This is a genomic window from Streptomyces sp. NPDC052114, assembly GCF_040680155.1.
In the GTDB taxonomy this organism is placed as follows: Bacteria; Actinomycetota; Actinomycetes; order Streptomycetales; family Streptomycetaceae; genus Streptomyces.
This window is the reverse complement of record NZ_JBFAWC010000001.1, coordinates 315,475-331,711: the sequence shown is the minus strand read 5'-3', so window position 1 is coordinate 331,711 and position 16,237 is coordinate 315,475. Positions and strand designations below refer to the sequence as shown.

Annotated in this window: 14 protein-coding genes; 4 read left to right on the top strand and 10 right to left on the bottom strand. The window is 72.1% G+C overall.

The genetic code is table 11. The features are described from left to right. Positions 1 to 21 precede the first annotated feature (21 nt). The 9 genes from AB0L89_RS01325 to AB0L89_RS01285 all read right to left on the bottom strand — a co-directional run bounded on the left by AB0L89_RS01325 (position 22) and on the right by AB0L89_RS01285 (position 10,673). Positions 22 to 1,635, bottom strand: coding sequence for a CYTH and CHAD domain-containing protein (locus tag AB0L89_RS01325; protein ID WP_365132381.1), 1,614 nt, complete (start codon positions 1,633 to 1,635; stop codon positions 22 to 24). A gap of 84 nt (positions 1,636 to 1,719) precedes the next feature. Then, positions 1,720 to 2,913 carry a rod shape-determining protein RodA gene (gene rodA / locus AB0L89_RS01320; protein WP_365132378.1) on the bottom strand — a complete coding sequence of 398 codons (1,194 nt, stop codon included), beginning with the start codon at positions 2,911 to 2,913 and terminating at the stop codon, positions 1,720 to 1,722. Positions 2,914 to 2,916: 3 nt separating this feature from the next. Next, positions 2,917 to 5,094: a penicillin-binding protein 2 gene (gene mrdA, locus AB0L89_RS01315; RefSeq protein ID WP_365132375.1), complete on the bottom strand. Its 2,178-nt coding sequence runs from the start codon at positions 5,092 to 5,094 to the stop codon at positions 2,917 to 2,919. A gap of 64 nt (positions 5,095 to 5,158) precedes the next feature. Next, positions 5,159 to 5,830, bottom strand: a complete 672-nt coding sequence (gene mreD / locus AB0L89_RS01310) for a rod shape-determining protein MreD (protein ID WP_055702327.1) — start codon at positions 5,828 to 5,830, stop codon at positions 5,159 to 5,161. A gap of 11 nt (positions 5,831 to 5,841) precedes the next feature. Further along, positions 5,842 to 6,786 carry a rod shape-determining protein MreC gene (gene mreC / locus AB0L89_RS01305; RefSeq protein ID WP_365132372.1) on the bottom strand — a complete coding sequence of 315 codons (945 nt, stop codon included), beginning with the start codon at positions 6,784 to 6,786 and terminating at the stop codon, positions 5,842 to 5,844. Between the two features lie 157 nt (positions 6,787 to 6,943). Further along, positions 6,944 to 7,963, bottom strand: coding sequence for a rod shape-determining protein (locus tag AB0L89_RS01300; RefSeq protein WP_030362602.1), 1,020 nt, complete (start codon positions 7,961 to 7,963; stop codon positions 6,944 to 6,946). A gap of 311 nt (positions 7,964 to 8,274) precedes the next feature. Next, entirely contained in the window at positions 8,275 to 8,688 is a 414-nt protein-coding gene (gene ndk / locus AB0L89_RS01295) for a nucleoside-diphosphate kinase (protein WP_365132368.1), read from the bottom strand. 111 nt (positions 8,689 to 8,799) lie between these two features. Beyond that, positions 8,800 to 9,147, bottom strand: coding sequence for a DUF4233 domain-containing protein (locus tag AB0L89_RS01290; RefSeq protein ID WP_365132365.1), 348 nt, complete (start codon positions 9,145 to 9,147; stop codon positions 8,800 to 8,802). A gap of 5 nt (positions 9,148 to 9,152) precedes the next feature. Next, entirely contained in the window at positions 9,153 to 10,673 is a 1,521-nt protein-coding gene (locus AB0L89_RS01285) for a folylpolyglutamate synthase/dihydrofolate synthase family protein (RefSeq protein ID WP_365132361.1), read from the bottom strand. Positions 10,674 to 10,840: 167 nt separating this feature from the next. Between AB0L89_RS01285 and AB0L89_RS01280 the strand changes: the two genes are divergently transcribed. Then, entirely contained in the window at positions 10,841 to 11,848 is a 1,008-nt protein-coding gene (locus tag AB0L89_RS01280; RefSeq protein WP_365132358.1) for a rod shape-determining protein, read from the top strand. A gap of 515 nt (positions 11,849 to 12,363) precedes the next feature. On the opposite strand, the gene AB0L89_RS01275 is transcribed toward AB0L89_RS01280, so the two are convergent. Beyond that, positions 12,364 to 13,524 carry a histidine kinase gene (locus AB0L89_RS01275; RefSeq protein ID WP_365132355.1) on the bottom strand — a complete coding sequence of 387 codons (1,161 nt, stop codon included), beginning with the start codon at positions 13,522 to 13,524 and terminating at the stop codon, positions 12,364 to 12,366. 181 nt (positions 13,525 to 13,705) lie between these two features. Between AB0L89_RS01275 and AB0L89_RS01270 the strand changes: the two genes are divergently transcribed. The 3 genes from AB0L89_RS01270 to AB0L89_RS01260 are packed head-to-tail and all read left to right on the top strand — an operon-like array spanning position 13,706 to position 16,171. After that, entirely contained in the window at positions 13,706 to 14,341 is a 636-nt protein-coding gene (locus AB0L89_RS01270; RefSeq protein WP_365132352.1) for a hypothetical protein, read from the top strand. A 10-nt stretch (positions 14,342 to 14,351) separates the two neighbouring features. Beyond that, entirely contained in the window at positions 14,352 to 15,488 is a 1,137-nt protein-coding gene (locus AB0L89_RS01265; RefSeq protein WP_365132349.1) for a HAMP domain-containing sensor histidine kinase, read from the top strand. Continuing rightward, the gene (locus tag AB0L89_RS01260) at positions 15,485 to 16,171 is read left to right on the top strand and encodes a response regulator transcription factor (protein ID WP_365132346.1); all 687 of its coding nucleotides are present in this window, start codon (positions 15,485 to 15,487) and stop codon (positions 16,169 to 16,171) included. Before AB0L89_RS01265 ends, AB0L89_RS01260 begins: the two co-directional genes overlap by 4 nt. The last annotated feature ends 66 nt before the right edge of the window (positions 16,172 to 16,237 follow it).

Genomic DNA, 16,237 nt, shown 5'->3' with positions numbered 1-16,237 from the left:
CCATCAAGCGTACCCCGGCATTCAGGCGCCCAGCGCCGCCCGCAGTTTCCCCGCCGACGCCTTGGCCCACACCGCGGGCAGCTCCCGTTCCTGGTCGGCCGCGACCGCTTCCTCCTGGCCGTACAGCAGGCCCCAGGTGAAGGCCGACTCCCCCGCCAGGTGCGCCTGGACCGCCAGGGCCCGCAGCGCCTCGCGGGCGACCACGCTGTCCTGGTGCTCGCCGAGCACGGTCTGCACGGCCTTCATCCGCTTCGCGAAGCGCCCGGCGGACCCGCCGAGCGCGGGGGTGGCCGCCTCGCCCGCGTACCGGGCGCGCTTGGCGGCCTTGCGGGCGTCGTGCATGGCCAGGTCGCGGTCCTGCCCCGCGGGCAGCTCCAGGGCGTGCTCGACGCGGGTGGCGAGGCGGTCGTAGTCCTTGAGGATCGCCTTGGGCAGGGCCTCGGCGGCCGGCGCGGAGGCGGCGGGGAGCAGCGGGGGCGCGGCGAGCAGCGCGTCGACGGTGTCCAGGAGCGCGAGGTAGCGCTTGCCGTCGAGCACGGCGACCGTGCGGCGGCGCGATCCCGCGCGGCGGGCGACGGTCCAGATGCGCAGCCGTCCGCGCACCGGGCCGAGCAGCAGGGTTCTCGGCAGGGCGGAGATCCGGCCGGTGAACCGCTCGGTGAGCACTTCCTGGTCGCGGTCGACGCCCAGCTCGCCCGCCAGCCACTTGAGTTCCTCGCCGACGGGATCGGTGACCGTGCGGTCGAGGACCTTCCTGTACGTACGGAAGGCGCTGCGCATCCGGCGGGTGGCGACGCGCATCTGGTGCACGGAGTCGGGCAGGTCGCGGCGGACGGCGGGGTCGAGCGAGACGATCGCGTCGCGCTGGGCGCGCAGGTACGCGAGGACGTGGTCGCCCGCGGTGCCCGGTCCCTCCCCGACGGCGTCGCGCACGGCCTCCGCCACGGCCTCGCGCTTGCCGGCCTTCTTGCCCCTGCTGGTCGCGCCCTCGGGTGCGGCCTTCTCTCCCTTGCGCCCCTTGGCCGCCTTCGGCTCGGTCTCCGCCAGCGCCCTGGCCAGCTTCGACGGGGAGGCGGAGCGCCGCGCGCCCGCCTTCCTCAGCTTCTTCTCGACCTTGTCGAGGAGCGCCGGGTCGCCGTCGTCCGCCAGCTCCACCTCGGCCTCGGACCACGCGGCGGTGCCGCCGCCCCGGGTGAGCCGCTCGGCGCGGACGCCGTCGACGCTGACCTCGGCGAGCAGCCGGCCGTCGGCGTCGACGAGGTGGCGCAGGTCGCGGGCGGACAACAGCCGGACGAGCGGGACGAGTTCGGCCTCGCGGACCCGGGAGCGCACGAGCCCGGCCAGCGCGCGCGGCACGGTGGCCGAGAGCGGCGCCTGGACCTCGTCGCGCACGCCCTCGGCGAGGGACACCGGGAGTTTGAGGTGCCAGCCCGCGTCGTCGCCGCCCGTGCGCCGGCGCAGGGTGATCGAGGCGGCGGCGAGGCGCTGGTCGGGGGTGTCCCAGTAGACGGCGTCCAGTTCGACGACGCCCTTGTCGACCACGTCCGCGACCCCGGCGACGCCGGACAGATCGGGCAGCGCCCGGTCCGCCCCGACCTCGTACTTCCGCTCGATCTCGCGCTTCGTGTGGGCCATGAACCGAATCTAGACGCGAAACCGCGCGGTGGGCAGCCCCGCGACGGCCAACGACGGTCGCGGGGCTGCCCACCGGTGGAGCGGTCAGGCCGACATGGGCCGCTGCACCTTGATCGACTGGAGCAGTCCGACGGCCACCCAGACGGCGAACATCGAGGAGCCCCCGTAGGACACGAAGGGCAGCGGCAGGCCCGCCACCGGCATGATGCCGAGGGTCATGCCGATGTTCTCGAAGGCCTGGAAGGCGAACCAGGCGATGATCCCGGCGGCGACGATCGTGCCGTACAGCTCGGTCGTCTCGCGGGCGATGCGGCAGGCGCGCCACAGGACGACGCCGAGCAGGAGCAGGATCGCGCCCGCGCCCACGAAGCCGAGTTCCTCGCCCGCGACCGTGAAGACGAAGTCGGTCTGCTGCTCGGGGACGAACTGTCCGGTGGTCTGGGAGCCGTTGGTGAGGCCGGTGCCGGTGAGGCCGCCGGAGCCGATGGCGATGCGGGCCTGGTTGGTGTTGTAGCCGACGCCCGCCGGGTCGAGCGCGGGGTTGGCGAAGGCGGCGAAGCGGGCGATCTGGTAGTCGTCCAGGACGCCGAGCTGCCATATGGCGACGCCGCCGAGCGCGCCCGCGCCGAGCAGTCCGAACACCCAGCGGTTGGAGGCGCCGGAGGCGAGCAGCACGCCGAGCACGATCATCGCCATCACCATGACCGAGCCGAGGTCGGGCATCAGCATGACGATCATGACCGGCACGGCGGCGAGGCCGAGGGCCTGGACGACCGTGCGGTGGTCGGGGTGCTCCTTGTCGCCCGCGTCGACGCGGGCGGCGAGCAGCATCGCCATGCCGAGGATGATCGTGATCTTGCAGAACTCGGACGGCTGGAGCGACTGGCCCGCGATCACGATCCACGCGTGGGCGCCGTTGATGGTCGCGCCGAGCGGGGTGAGGACGAGCAGCACCAGGAAGACGGAGACGCCGTAGAGGATCGGCACGGCGGTGCGCAGGGTGCGGTGGCCGAGCCAGACGGTGCCGCCCATCAGGACGAGGCCGATGCCGATGTTGATGACGTGCTTGATCAGGAAGGCGTACGGGTCGTCGCCGACCAGTTCGGTGCGGTTGCGGGTCGCCGAGTAGACGAGCGCGGCGCCGATCGCGGAGAGCGCGAGCGCCGCGAGCAGCATCGGCCAGTCGAGCCGGCGCACTATCGAGTCGCGGGCCAGGAGCCGCGACATCGAGGAGCGCTCGGGGCCGTACCCGGAGACGGAGAAGCCATTGCCGGTCATGGGCTAGTCCCGCCTCCAGTTGGCCGTGGGACCGGCCGCGAGTTCCTGCTGCTCGGCCGGCGGCTTGGGCGCCTCGGGCTTGTACGGCTTGATCTTCGGGGAATCGATGGAGCCGTCGGTCTCGATCTTCGGCAGGTTCTTCTGCGGCTCGGGCAGCAGGGCCTTCTTCTTGTCCTGGTTGCCGCTGTCGTCGAGGCCGTACATGGCGTCGTAGATCTTGCGGACGGCGGGTCCGGAGGCGCCGGAGCCCGTACCACCCTGGGAGATCGTCATGACGATCGAATAGTCCTTGGTGTACGTCGCGAACCACGAGGTGGTCTGCTTGCCGTAGACCTCGGCCGTACCCGTCTTGGCGTGCATCGGGATCTTGTCCTGCGGCCAGCCGCCGAACCGCCACGCGGCCGTACCGCGCGTCGCGACGTCCGCGAGGGCACCGTCTATGTCCTTCTGCAGCGCGGCGTTCATCGGGAGCTTGCCGTGCGACTTGGGCTTGATCTCCTCGACCTGCTTGCCGTCGGCGCTGATGATCGCCTTGCCGACGGTGGGGTCGTAGAGGGTGCCGCCGTTGGCGATGGCGGAGTAGATCGTGGCCATCTGGATCGGCGTGACGAGGGTGTCGCCCTGGCCGATGGAGTAGTTGACGGAGTCACCGGCGCGCATCTTCATGCCTTCGAGGCAGTTCTCGTACGCGATGCGCTCGGCGTAGTCGCCGCTCTTCTTGCCCTGCTTGCACCAGGCGTCCTTGTTGGCCTTCCAGTAGTCCTTCTTCCACTGGCGGTCCGGGACGCGGCCGCTGACCTCGTTGGGCAGGTCGACGCCGGTCTCCTTGCCGAGGCCGAACTGGTGAGCGGTCTTGTAGAACCAGTCCTTGGCGTCCTTCTTGGGCTTGTTGCCGCCGTCCTTGGCCCACTGGTCGTGCGAGAGCTTGTAGAAGACGGTGTCGCAGGAGACCTCGAGCGCCTGGCCGAGGGTGATGTTGCCGTGGCCCTTGGACTCGAAGTTCTTGAAGGTCTGGCCGCCGATGGAGTACGAGCTGGGGCACGGGTAGCGGCCGTTGAACTGGTAGCCCGCGTTGACGGCGGCCGTGGTCGGGATGACCTTGAAGATCGAGCCGGGGGCGGCCTGGCCCTGGATGGCGCGGTTGAGCAGCGGGTAGTTGGAGTTCTTGCCGGTGAGCTTGGCGTAGTCCTTGCCGGAGATCCCGCCGACCCAGGCGTTCGGGTCGTACGACGGGTTGGAGGCCATGGAGATGATGCGGCCGGTCTTGTTCTCCATGACGACGACGGCGCCCGCGTCGGCCTTGTAGTTCTCGCCGGTGTTCTTGTCGAACTCGTCGCGGGCCTTCTTCATCGCGTGGTCGAGCCAGTACTCGGAGACGGCCTGCACGCGCGCGTCGATGCTGGTGACGACGTTCGCCCCGGGCTCGGCCTTGTCGGACTTGGCCTTGCCGATGACGCGGCCGAGGTTGTCGACCTCGTAGCGGGTGACGCCGGCCTTGCCGCGCAGCTGCTTGTCGTACGTGCGCTCCAGGCCGGAGCGGCCCACCTGGTCGGAGCGCAGGTAGGGCGAGTCGCTGTCCTTGGCCTTGTTGATCTCTTCGTCGGTGACCGGCGAGAGGTAGCCGAGGACCTGCGCGGTGTTGGACTTGCCGGGGGCGGCGTAGCGGCGCACGGCGGTGGGCTCGGCGGTGATGCCGGGGAAGTCCTCGGAGCGCTCGCGGATCTGGAGGGCCTGCTTGGGCGTGGCCTCGTCGGTGATCGGGATCGGCTGGTAGGGCGAGCCGTTCCAGCAGGGCTGGGGCGTCTTGGAGTCGCAGAGGCGGACCTTGTCGGAGACGTCCTTGGTGCTCATGCCGAGCACGTCGGCGAGCTTGCCGAGGACCGCCTTGCCGTCGTCCTTCATCTTCATCAGGTCCGTGCGGGACGCGGAGACGACGAGACGGGTCTGGTTGTCGGCGATCGGCACCCCGCGCGCGTCCAGGATCGAGCCGCGCACGGCGGGCTGGACGACCTGCTGGACGTGGTTGCCGGAGGCTTCCTTGGCGTACTCGTCGCCGTTGCGGATCTGGAGGTACCAGAGGCGGCCGCCCAGGGTGAGCAGCAGGGAGACGACGAGGATCTGGATGACGACGAGCCGGATCTGGACCCGTGGGGTCCGTCCGGTCTCCGGAATGTTGGTCACTTCTCCCCTCCCCTGGTGCGTCCCCTGCCCGGTCCTTCGGTGCGGTCGGCGAAGTGCTGCGACCTCACAGGCGCTTGACCCCCTTGATGCGTCCGGCGCGGGCGACCCGGGCCTTGGCGGCCTTCGCCCGCAGGCCGCCGCGCTGGTTGCCGATACGGAGTCCGGTGCCGGACGAGAGCCAGCCGGAGGAGACGTCGGCCGCCTTGTTGGCGGGGGAGTTCTCCCCCAGCGGGTCGTTCTCGGCGCGGCGGGCGAGCGCGATGATCAGCGGCACGGTGAACGGCGCGAGCAGCAGGTCGTAGAGCGCGGCGGTGAACAGCAGGCCGCCCAGGCCCACATGGCGGGCGGCGGTGTCGCCGACCAGGGAGCCGACGCCCGCGTACAGCAGCGTCGACCCGATGGCGGCGCCGACGACCACGACGAGCGGGCCGGTGGCGGAGCGGAGCCGGCCGCCCTCCGGCTTGGCGAGTCCGGCGAGGTAGCCGATGACGCAGAGCACGAGCGCGTACCGCCCGGCGGCGTGGTCGGCGGGCGGCGCGAGGTCCGACAGGAGTCCGGCGCCGAAGCCGATGAGGGCGCCGCCGACGTGGCCGTAGACCAGGGCGAGGCCGAGGACGGTGAGCAGGACCAGGTCCGGGACGGCGCCGGGCAGTTGCAGGCGGGCCAGGACGCTGACCTGGATGACCAGGGCGACGACGACCAGCGTGGTGGAGAGCAGGATTCGGTTGAAGCGCATGGTCCGGTCTCCTACTGCTCGTCGCCGTTGCCGGCCGGGGGCTGTCCTGACGGGGTGGCCGTGACGGTCACCGTCGGGGTCGGCTTGGGCTTCGCGGGCTTGGGCGGCAGGACCGTGTCGCGCGGGTCCTCGCGGGGCGCCTCGACGACGACGCCGACGATGTCGAGCTTGGTGAACCCGACGTACGGCTTCACGTAGATGTTGCGCGTCAGGTCGCCGCCCGAGGGGTCGACGCGGACGACCTCGCCGACCGGGACGCCGGGCACGAACGGCTTGTCGGCCTGCGAGCCGAAGGTGACCAGGCGGTCGCCCTTCTTGACCTTGGCCTTGCCGTTCAGGAGCTGGACGGACAGGGGGCGGTCGCCCTGGCCGGTGGCGAAGCCGAGCTCGTCGGTCTTCTCCATGCGGGTGCCGACGGTGAAGTCGGGGTCGTTGGCGAGCAGGACGGTCGCGGTGTTCGGGCCGACCGTCGTGACGCGGCCGACGAGGCCGTCGCCGTTCAGGACCGTCATGTCGCGCTTGAGTCCGTCGTTCGCGCCGGCGTCGATGGTGACGGTCCAGGAGAAGCCCTGGGCCGCTCCTATCCCGATGACCTCGGCGCCCTTGATGCCGTACTGCCCGGCGCCCGCCTTCTTCAGCATGCTGTCCAGCTGGCGCACGCGGCTGCGGTTGCGGTCGTCGCTGCCGAGCTTGGCCTTCAGGGCCGCGTTCTGCCGCTCCAGTTCGGCGATGCGGTCGTGGCGGTCGCCGGAGTCGCGCACCGCGCCGATGGCGTTCCCGATCGGATCGACGGCCGAGGAGACCCCCTCCTCGACCGGACCGAAGACGGTGGCGGCGGCCTGGCGGGCACCGTCGACCGGTGAATCCTCGCCTCCGCGGATGTCCACCGTGATCAAAGCGAACGCGATGGCGATCAGCAGCACCAGGAGCAGCCGGCTCTCTCGTGTGTCCCTCACGTGCGGCGGCGTGCCTTCCTCAATCGGATTCCGCGGAATCTGCGGGTTCCACGGAGTTCTGGGGAACTCTTGTGCCTTGCCTATATATCAACGATCCGCCGCACGAGGTGACAGGCACTCGTACGGCGGACCCCCGTTCAGGGCGTGCGCGCCCTGGTCATCTGCGGGGCTGGGCGTCGAGCACCTGCTGCAACGCCTCGAACTCCTCCACGCACTTGCCGGAGCCGAGCGCCACGCTGTCCAGCGGGTCCTCGGCGATGTGGATCGGCATGCCGGTCTCCCGGCGCAGCCGCTCGTCGAGGCCGCGCAGCAGGGCGCCGCCACCCGTGAGAACGATGCCGCGGTCCATGACGTCACCCGACAGCTCCGGCGGGCACTTGTCCAGGGTGGTCTTGACCGCGTCGACGATCGCGTTGACCGGCTCCTCGATGGCCTTGCGGACCTCGGCGGCGGAGATGACGACGGTCTTGGGCAGCCCGGAGACCAGGTCCCGGCCGCGGATCTCGGTGTGCTCGTCGGCGTCCATGTCGTACGCCGAACCAATGGTGATCTTGATCTGCTCGGCCGTGCGCTCGCCGAGGAGGAGGGAGTACTCCTTCTTGATGTGCTGGATGATCGCGTTGTCCAGCTCGTCACCGGCGACGCGGATCGACTGCGCCGTGACGATTCCGCCGAGCGAGATGACCGCGACCTCGGTGGTGCCGCCGCCGATGTCCACCACCATGTTGCCCGTGGCCTCGTGGACCGGCAGGCCGGAGCCGATGGCCGCGGCCATGGGCTCCTCGATGATGTGCACCTGGCGCGCGCCGGCCTGCGAGGAGGCCTCGATGACGGCGCGGCGCTCGACGCCGGTGATGCCGGAGGGCACACAGACGACGACGCGCGGGCGGGCGAGGTAGCGCCGCTTGTGGATCTTCAGGATGAAGTAGCGGAGCATGCGCTCGGTGATCTCGAAGTCGGCGATGACGCCGTCCTTGAGCGGGCGCACCGCGACGATGTTGCCGGGCGTGCGCCCGATCATCTTCTTCGCTTCGGCGCCGACCGCGAGAATGCCACCGGTGTTGGTGTTGATCGCGACGACCGACGGTTCGTTGAGTACGATCCCCCGACCCCTGACGTACACCAGCGTGTTGGCGGTCCCGAGGTCGACAGCCATGTCACGGCCGATGAACGACATGTTGTTCCCCATGAGGATGCGTCTGGCCTTCCCTAGTGGAGCGTGTGATGGCTTTTTAGGTAGGCGAGGTGGGTGCTGTGTGGTGGAGGCTTCCATCGTAGTCTCGGCCGCGCGAAGACGGCGCGAGGGTCTTCGCCATTGTCAGCAGATGATGCGCCGCCCCGCCCTTGGAGACGTGCCATCGGAGGCACGGGTTCCCCCAATTGGGGTGCATATGCCAAGGGACGGCCGAATTTCTCCGGCCGTCCCAGGTCGGGGCGGCGACTTTCTGACTCGATGTCAGAACTGCGCGACGGCGTCCGGCTCCGCGGTCAGGAGGCGCCCGGGAAGAAGATCTTGAGCTCGCGCTCGGCGGACTCCTCGGAGTCCGAGGCGTGGATCAGGTTCTCGCGGACGATGGTGCCGAAGTCACCGCGGATCGAGCCGGGCGCGGCGGCGATCGGGTCGGTCGGACCGGCCAGCGCGCGCACGCCCTCGATGACCCGCTCGCCCTCGACGACGAGCGCGACGACCGGGCCCGACGACATGAAGGCGACCAGCGGCTCGTAGAACGGCTTGCCCTTGTGCTCGCCGTAGTGCTGCTCCAGGGTCTCCTGGTCGAGCGAGCGCAGCTCCAGCGCGGAGATCGTCCAGCCCGCCTTGCGCTCGATGCGGCCGATGATCTCGCCGATCAGGCCACGACGAACGGCGTCGGGCTTCAGCAGGACGAGGGTGCGCTGGCTCATGTGCGGCTCCAAGAGGTGTTCTTACGATCTTTGCGATCACACGGATGGCCCGCACGATACCGGGGGCGGCTACGCGGTGTTACCTCCGGCCTCCGCCCGGCACCGGCCCGCCTACGCCTCGGCGGCCTCGGCCTGCGCGGCGAACCTGGCCTTGGCCTCGTCGACCTTGCGGCCGAAGTGGACCGAGGCCCACCACAGCCCGGCGAACACCGCGCCCATGAAGAACATCGCCGGCACCACGAAGCCGCTCGCGATCAGTGCGATCTGCAGGGCCCAGCCGAGCTGCACCCCGCCGGGCCGGGTGATCACGCCGCACAGCAGCACGCACAGGACCATGGCGATGCCGCTGACCGTCCAGACCGTGCCCATGGACAGGTCCGGGTCCTTCATGGCGACCAGACCGGCGAAGCCGATGACGAAGAACTCGCCGATCAGCGTCGAAGCACAGAGCGTACGCACAGGAGTCAGCCCCTCCCCAGGAGCAGTCGGGCCTCGCCGACCGTGATGACGGAACCGGTGATCAGTACGCCGCCGCCGGCGTACTCCCCCTCTTCCTCGGCCAGCGTGATCGCGGCCTCCAGGGCGTCGTCCAGGCGCGGCTCGACCTGGACGCGGTCGTCGCCGAAGACCTCGACGGCGATCCCGGCGAGCTCGTCCGCGTCCATCGAGCGGTGGCTGGAGTTCTGCGTGACGACGATCTCGGCGAAGATCGGCTCGAAGGCCTCCAGGAACCCCCGCACGTCCTTGTCGCCGCTCGCGCCGACGACGCCGATGAGGCGGCTGAAGTCGAAGACCTCGCTGATCGCGGCGGCGGTGGCGCGGGCGCCCGCCGGGTTGTGCGCGGCGTCCAGGACGACGGTGGGCGAGCGGCGCACGATCTCCAGGCGGCCGGGCGAGGAGACCGTGGCGAAGGCCTTGCGGATCGTCTCGATGTCCAGCGGGCGCGCGTGCTGCGAGCCGACGCCGAAGAACGCCTCGACGGCGGCGAGCGCCACCGCGGCGTTGTGCGCCTGGTGCTCGCCGTGCAGCGGCAGGAAGACCTCCTCGTACTCCCCGCCGAGGCCGCGCAGGGTCAGGAGCTGGCCGCCGACGGCGACCTGGCGGGCGACGACGCCGAACTCCAGGCCCTCGCGGGCCACCGTCGCGTCGACCTCGACGGCCTTCTTGAGGATGACCTTGGCGGCGTCCACCGGCTGCTGGGACATGATCACCGTCGCGTCCGGCTTGATGATGCCGGACTTCTCCTGGGCGATCTCGCCGGGCGTGGTGCCCAGGCGGTCCGTGTGGTCCAGGTCGATGGGGGTGATGACGGCGACCGAGCCGTCGATCACGTTTGTCGCGTCCCAGCTGCCGCCCATGCCGACCTCGACGACGGCCACGTCCACCGGGGCGTCCGCGAAGGCCGCGTACGCCATGCCGGTGAGGACCTCGAAGAAGGAGAGGCGGTACTCCTGCCGGGCGTCGACCATCTCGACATACGGCTTGATGTCGTCGTACGTCTCGACGAAGCGCTCGGGGGCGATGGGGGCGCCGTCCAGGCTGATCCGCTCGGTGATCGACTGGACGTGCGGGGACGTGTAACGCCCCGTGCGCAGCTCGAAGGCGGAGAACAGGGCCTCGATCATGCGGGCCGTGGACGTCTTGCCGTTCGTCCCCGTGATGTGGATCGAGGGGTAGGAGCGCTGGGGCTCGCCCAGGACGTCCATCAGCGCGGCGATGCGGCTGACGGACGGCTCCAGCTTGGTCTCGCCCCAGCGGCCCGCCAGCTCCGTCTCGACCGCGCGCAGCGCCCGGTCGACCTCCGGGTCGGCGGGGCGGGCGGGGACGTCGCTCTCGGGCGGTCCTGCCTGGGTGCGCAGCGTGCGGCTGCCCGCCTCGATCACCGCGAGGTCGGGGTCACGGTCGGTCTCGGCCCCGACGATGTCCTCGAAGGCGTCGTCCGGGTCGGCGGGGCGGTCGTCGTCGTGCGGGGGGAGCTCACTCACGTACGCCAGTCTACGGAGCACCGCCGACACTCGCCGTCAGGACCTCCCGGTCGGCCCCCGCGCGGGCCTCCGGCCCGCCCCCGGGACCTTCGTCAGGACCTTCGGCCCGTCCGTTTCGGGACTTTGGTCCCTCCGCTTTCGGGGGTCGCCGGGCAAACTTGGCGATCATGGACATAGGTATCGACCTCGGCACAGCGAATACCCTCCTCTACGTCCGCGGCCAGGGGATCGTGCTCAACGAGCCGTCCGTGGTGGCCGTGCGGGAGGGCAAGGGCGGGGCGCTCGCCGTGGGGGCGGAGGCCAAGGAGACCATCGGGCGCACCCCCGGGTCCATCACCGCGATCCGCCCGCTGCGGGACGGCGTGATCAGTGACTACGAGGCGGCCGAGGAGATGATCCGGCACTTCGTGCGCAAGGCCGTGCCGGGGCGGCGCCCCCGTACGCGCATGGTCGTGTGCGTGCCGAGCGGCGTCACGCCCGTGGAGCGGCGCGCGATCGTGCACGCGTCGCAGCGGGCCGGGGCGCGGGCCGTGCACCTCGTCGAGGAGCCGATGGCGGCGGCCATCGGCGCGGGTCTTCCCGTCGCCGAGCCGCGCGGCTCGATGGTCGTCGACATCGGCGGCGGCACCACCGAGGTCGCCGTGATCTCCCTGGGCGGGATCGTCACGGCGCAGTCCCTGCGGGTGGGCGGCGACCGGCTCGACGCGGCCATCACCGACTTCGTGCGCAAGGAGCACGCGCTGCTGATCGGGGAGCGCACCGCCGAGGACATCAAGGTGCACATCGGGTCGGCGTGGCCGGTGCCGGGTGAGGACGCCCTGGAGATGCGGTCGTTCACCGTGCGGGGGCGGGAGAAGGTCGGCGGGCTGCCGAAGACGGTGGACCTGACGGCGCGCGAGGTGCGGGCGGCTCTGGACGAGCCGGTCGAGCAGATCATCGCGGCGGTCAAGGCGACGCTGGAGGAGTGCCCGCCGGAGCTGTCCGGCGACATCATGGAGCACGGGATCGTCCTGACGGGCGGCGGCGCGCTCCTGCCGGGCCTCGACCTCCGCCTCGCCTCCGCGACGGGAATCCCGGTCTTCGCCGCCGAGAACCCGCTGGACAGCGTGGCGCTGGGCTGCGGCAAGTGCGTGGAGGACTTCGACGGGTTGGAGCGGGTGATGTCCGCGGCGTGACCTGGCGGGGGCGCCTTGGGCGGTGCTGCGCCTGGCGGGGCGCCATGGACGGTACTGCGCCTTGGGTCCGCCCGTGGGGCGGGGCTGCGTTGGCGTCTGCCGGTGTGTGCGCCTGCCGTCTGTGGGGGCGGGGCCGCTTTGGCGTCTGTCGGTGCGCGGTCGCTTCGTCTGTGGGGCGGGGCCGCGGGGGTATGTGCGTACTCGCCATCCCTACGCCCCGCCCCAAGTCCAAAGACGCCAACGTGCGCTCAGTGCTCCGTTCGCACATACCCCCACGTCCCCTCGGGCCGGTCGGGCGCGTGCGGCCCAGTGGGGGCCGGTGCGCCCGCGCTGCACCCGGTGGGCAGCAGACCGGCCGTCCCTGCTGTGGGCAGGCGTTCCGCACGGCGGAACGGGTGGGCACAGCCCACGGTGCCGGGCAGCGATAAGTGAGGCTCCAGCCCCGGTGCAGGCGGGGAAGAACCCCGGGGCCGGGCGGCGATGAAGGCGGCGCCCGCCCCGGCGCCGCCGAGGGGTCAGGAGAGTTCGCCTGCCGGGAGGTGGGCGGAGACTTCGTACGTGCCGTCCCGGGGGCCCGCCGCGAAGGCGCCGCCCACCGCACGGATGCGTTCCGCCATCCCCGTCGTCCCCGTCCCCGCGGACACCGGCACGGACTGCGGCGCCGCGGACGGCAGCGCGTTGCGGACGACGATCTCCAGGCGGGTGCCCCGGAGGGCGACCCGGACCTCCACCGGCTCCCCCGGCGCATGCTTCGCCGCGTTCGTCAGACACTCCTGCACCACACGGTGGACCGCCGCCTGACGCAGCGGCGACAGCCGGTGGGCCGCCCCGTCGACCAGGAGCTCCACGGGACTGCCCGCCCGCCCGCTGCGCTCGGCGAGCCCGGGAAGCGCGTCGAGGCCCGGCGTCGGCGCGCCGTCCGCACCCCGCTGCACGATGATCTCGTTGAGCATCCGGTGCGCGCTGCGCGCCGTCTCCGACAGCTCCTCGAACTCGTCCGCGAACGGCCCGCCAGCGGCCCGCCGCGCCAGCACCTGCGACCGCACGCTCAGCAGCGTCAGCTCGCGCCCCACGAAGTCGTGGACGTCCCGCGAGATGCGGGTGCGCTCCTGCTGGACGGCGTGCAGCGTGTCCGTCTCCGCGCGCTGCGCCTCCAGCGCCCGGACCAGGTCCTGCCGGTTCGCGGCGACGCCGACCCCCGCCGCGAGCACGCCGATCGGGACGACCAGGCTCAGGAACGAGCCGAGCGTGTCCCCGCGGTGCACCGGCCAGCCCGGCAGATTGAACATCACGTACGCGAAGGCCACGTACCCGACGACACCGACCGTGCCCGCCGCCCGGCCCCGGTGGCGCCCCAGGGAGTAGAGCGCGAACTGCGCCAGCGTCAGCTCGTGCAGCCAGCCCAGGAAGAGGAGCGCGATCCCGTACGTCAGCCAGGGCGTCCGGCGGCGCAGCAGCAACGAGGCCGCGCCGCCGGCGAGGGCCAGGACGGCGAGCGGGCCGTTCAGGGAGTTGTCCGCCTCGGCGAGGCCCGGCACGTCCAGGCTCATCAGCGCGAAGGCGCTCAGGGCCGTGAGCGCGTCCTGGGCCCTCGGCGCCCCGGACCAGCGCGCCGAGAGGCGGCCGGCGGCGGCCGCCGCCTGGCGAATCGCCTGGGCGGCGGACACATTGCGCATGCCCTCCATCATCCAAGGTCTTTCGGCCCGTTTCACCGGACTTACGTCCTTGTCCTGGTGATTTGCCGCACCCCGGGTGTTTACGGATGATCATGGGCGAAACGGCCGGTCCCTGCACACAACGGGTGTACTTTCGGCGCGGCTGCCCGCTCCCGGTGCGCCCCAGGGGTCAAATCGGACCATGTGGTATGCCCAGAATTCCGCCAGGCGGACCCATCAGCTCGCCGGTGACGCCGGGGTCCTCCTGTGGACCGCGCTGTGGGCCGCCGCAGCCGTCACCGCGTACCGGCTGACCTGTCTGCTCGCCCTCCCCCGCGCCCTCAAGGAACACAGGGCGCCGCTGCCCCTGGTCGGCGGGCGCGCCGACACCGTGCTGCGGCGGGTCGCCGCGGCCGTCGACGCGATGGACCCGCTGACCGTGCGGACCGCCGTCGCCGTCGGCGCCGTCGCCCTGTTCGTCGTCCCCGTCGGCCTGCTCCTCGCCCTCTGGCTGCCGCGCCGGGTCCGGTGGATCCGGCAGGCGGGCGCCGCCCGCGACCTCGCCGGCACCGCCGACGGCCGCGAGCTGCTCGCCCTGCGCTCCCTGCTCCGGCCGCTCGACGAGGTCGCCGCCACCGCCTCCGAGATCCCCGACGCGACCCCGGGCAGCCTCGCCTGGGGCTGGCGGCACGGCGACCCCGAGACGCTGGACGCGCTGGCCGCGGCGGAGCTGGAACGGCTCGGCCTGGACTTCGCACCGCAGCCGCCCGGCCCCTGCCCCCTCGACCACGCCGTCCCGGCACAGGCCGCCGAGGCCGCCGCCGCCCCGGTCGGATAGGGCGGCGCCGGTGCCCCAGACCCTGCGCCTGACCGCCCAGGTCGCCCACGCCCTGCTCAGGGCCATCCCCGAGGGCGCCCTGCTCGTCGGGGCGGACCTGCGGGTGATCGCCGTCAACCCGCAGCTCGTCGAGCTCGCGCGGCTCCAGGACGTCGACACCTCGCCGGGCGCGCCGGTGGAGGCGCTCGCCGCCGCCGTCGCGGAGCAGCTGCCCCCGGGCAGCACCGCCCTGCGCCAGCTCAACCGCCGCCAGTTCCCGCGCAAGGCCGAGATCCGGTTCCTCGACGGCCGGATCCTGCTGACCAGCCGCCGGCAGATCGACGTGGACGGCGAACACGTCGGCGCCCTCTGGCTGGCCGAGGACATCACCGAGCAGCGCCGCCGCGAGAACGATCTGCGGCGCCACGTCCGCACGCTCGGCGACCTGGCCCGCGAACGCTCCGAGTTCACCGCCCGCGCCTCGCACGAGCTGCGCACCCCGCTCGCCACGATCCTCAGCTTCTGCGGCCTGCTCGCCGCGCCCTCGGGCGGCCCGCTCTCCGCGAGCCAGCGCACGTACCTGGACACCATCGACCGCAACGCGCACCGCATGCAGGAGATGGTCGACGGGCTGCTGCACGCCTCCACGGCGGTGGGCACCCGCGCGGAGCCCGCGTACGCGCGCGTGGACATGGCCCGGCTCCTGGGGCGCCTCACCTCCGACCTGCTGCCGCGCGCGACGGCCGCCGGGATCTTCCTGGCCCACGACCACGAGCCGGGGCCGCCCGCCGTCGCCGACCGCGCCCAGCTGGAGAACGCGCTCGCCGCGCTGCTCGACAACGCCGTGAAGTTCACCCCGCCGGGCGGCACCGTCACCGTCTCCGCCCACCCCTACGACGAGCCGGACGGCACCGGCTGGGAGATCTCCGTGGCCGACACCGGCATCGGGATCCCCAAGGAGTTCCACGAGGAGGTCTTCACCGAGTTCGTGCGCGCCCCCAACGCCCGCCGCGGCGCCTACCCCGGCACCGGGCTCGGGCTCTCCGCCGTCCGCGACACCGTGCGGCTGCACGACGGTCACATCGCCCTGCACGGCGGGGAGGACGACGGGACGACCGTGGTGGTCCGGCTGCCCACGGGCGGCCCCGCCCGGACCGGACACGGATGAGTTCCCTGCTCGTCGTCGAGGACGACCCCGACCTCGGCCTCGCGCTGCGCGCCGTCCTCGGCGAGGCCGGGTACGAGACGGTGCTCGCCGAGGACGGTCACGCCGCGCTGCGGCTGCTGTTCTCCGAACGGCCCGCCCTGATGGTCCTGGACCTGATGCTGCCGGGCCTGGACGGCTGGGAGGTCCTCGACCGCACCCGTGACATGACCGACCTGCCCGTCCTCGTCCTCTCCGGCCGCACGAGCGTCGCCGAGCGGGTCCGCGGGCTGCGTGCGGGCGCCGACGACTACCTGATCAAACCCTTCGACCCGCAGGAGCTGCTCGCCCGCATCGAGGCGCTGCTGCGGCGCAGCCGTCCCGACCAGTGGCGCGGCGACTACGTGGAGGCGGGCCTGCGGATGGTGCCCGAGCGGCGGTCCGCGGTCTGGCAGGGCCAGGAGGTCCGGCTCAGCGACATCGAGTACCGGCTGCTCCAGGTGCTCGTACGCAACCGGGGGCGCGTGGTCACCACCGAGCAGCTCCTCGACCAGGTGTGGGACGCGCCGGACGGCTCCGGACGGGAGCGGGTGAAGTTCGCCGTGCTGCGGCTGCGGCGGCGGCTCGCGGTCTCCGAGGCGGCGGGGGCCGAGGACCCCCTGGAGTCGGTGCGAGGGCTGGGGTACCGGTACCGGGGGCCCGCCTAGCGGGCCTTCCGGCCCTCCCTACGGCCGAAGGTCCAGGCCCTAGGTCCCGAACCCCGTCATCCGGGC